Here is a 1,457-nt window from a genome sequence, read left to right as displayed (position 1 = left end):
TATTGGGCGGATTCAACCGGTCGTCGCAACACTGGATTGTTGAATTGATTTTAGATACTTGTTTAGTGCTTCGGCAGGTGTTTTCCAGCCCAGTGTTTTTCGAGGCCTTGTGTTCAACGCATGGGCTACGGCTTGGATCTCTTGGGCACTCCAGCGAGACAGGTCGGTACCTTTCGGGAAGTATTGGCGCAGAAGACCGTTCGTATTCTCGTTCGTGCCGCGCTGCCATGGACTATGAGGGTCAGCAAAGAAGACCTTCACTCCGGATTCGATGGTAAATCGAGCGTGATCCGATAGTTCCTTTCCACGATCCCAAGTCAAAGATCGCCACAATTCGATGGGTAGGTCAGTCACCGTCTTCTTCAGTGCGTTGGCCATAGTGACAGCCCCGTAGCCGGCCAGCGCCGGGCCATTCTTCGTTCGAGGAGTCAGCCCATAACCTTCCTCGCGAGGCAGGTGGACGAGCATGGTGAATCGAGTTGAGCGCTCGACCAGCGTTCCAATCGCTGATCGGTTCAGACCGATGATCAGGTCTCCCTCCCAATGCCCTGGTACAGCCCGGTCTTCCACCTCAGCAGGGCGACTGGAGATCATGACTTCCTCGCTGACGTGCGCCCACGTTTTGGCCTGCGCCCTAGCTCTCGGCACACGCAATGCTCGCCCTGTGCGCAGGCAGCTCACTAGCTCGCGCTTGAGAGCCCCTCGCCCCTGAATATAGAGGGCTTGATATATGGCTTCGTGAGAGATGCGCATGGATTCATCGTCCGGAAAATCGAGCTGTAGCCGGTTGGTAATCTGTTCTGGCGACCAGCCATTGACCCATTTACGGTCACTGCGATGTGGTTTATTTCGGCCTTTGAAGGGAGCTTGTCGAGGCCCAGCAATCTCGCGACCATTAGCGCTGTGAACTTTACCCTCCAGACGGTCTTGCACGTACTGACACAGCCGCGGGTTAGTCAACAGTTTCGCTGGCTTCGGTCTTTTGGCAACCAGTTCTGCCTTCCATTGTGCGACTGAAGCTCGATACTCAAGCCGACCGCAACGAGTTGCAGCATTACGTGTCAGTTCCCGTGAAACTGTCGACGGGCTTCGTCCAAGGAGACGCGCAATCTCACGTACGCCAACACCTTTCGCCCGAAGCAGCCCAATCTCTTCTCGCTCTGCGAACGATAAGTACCTTCCGGATATTTGGTTAGACATGAACAATGGCATCCCGCCCCGATGACGGAACCAGCGTGTGCCTACCGCTGATGATATGCCAGTAGCCTCCGCTGCCTTTTCGCTTGTGATCCCGGTTGCGATTTGTTTCCAGAACAGCCGCTCGATTTCATTACGAAGTGACGGCGCACCTGGCGAACGCATCGCTCCACGCCCCGTCAACTTTTGCATCCAGCCTGCAGGCCGCCCCATAAACACCTCGATCAAAGGTGTTGCGACGACCGGTTGAATCCGCCTTG

1 protein-coding gene is annotated in these 1,457 nt (G+C 55.7%); it reads right to left on the bottom strand.

Translation table 11 applies throughout. From position 1 onward, the window contains the following. Positions 1–12: 12 nt before the first annotated feature. Positions 13–1,389 carry an IS30 family transposase gene (locus AC3WK5_RS28980; RefSeq protein WP_103316271.1) on the bottom strand — a complete coding sequence of 459 codons (1,377 nt, stop codon included), beginning with the start codon at positions 1,387–1,389 and terminating at the stop codon, positions 13–15. Positions 1,390–1,457: the final 68 nt, after the last annotated feature.

It is taken from the genome of Pseudomonas sp. FW306-02-D09B (genome assembly GCF_058782685.1).
Note: the sequence above shows the minus strand (reverse complement) of the source record. Positions and strands in the feature narration are given on the sequence as shown.

Excerpts from the sequence above, each read along its gene's own strand:
- AC3WK5_RS28980 (WP_103316271.1), bottom strand. The coding sequence starts at position 1,389 with ATGCAAAAGTTGACGGGGCGTGGAGCGATGCGTTCGCCAGGTGCGCCG.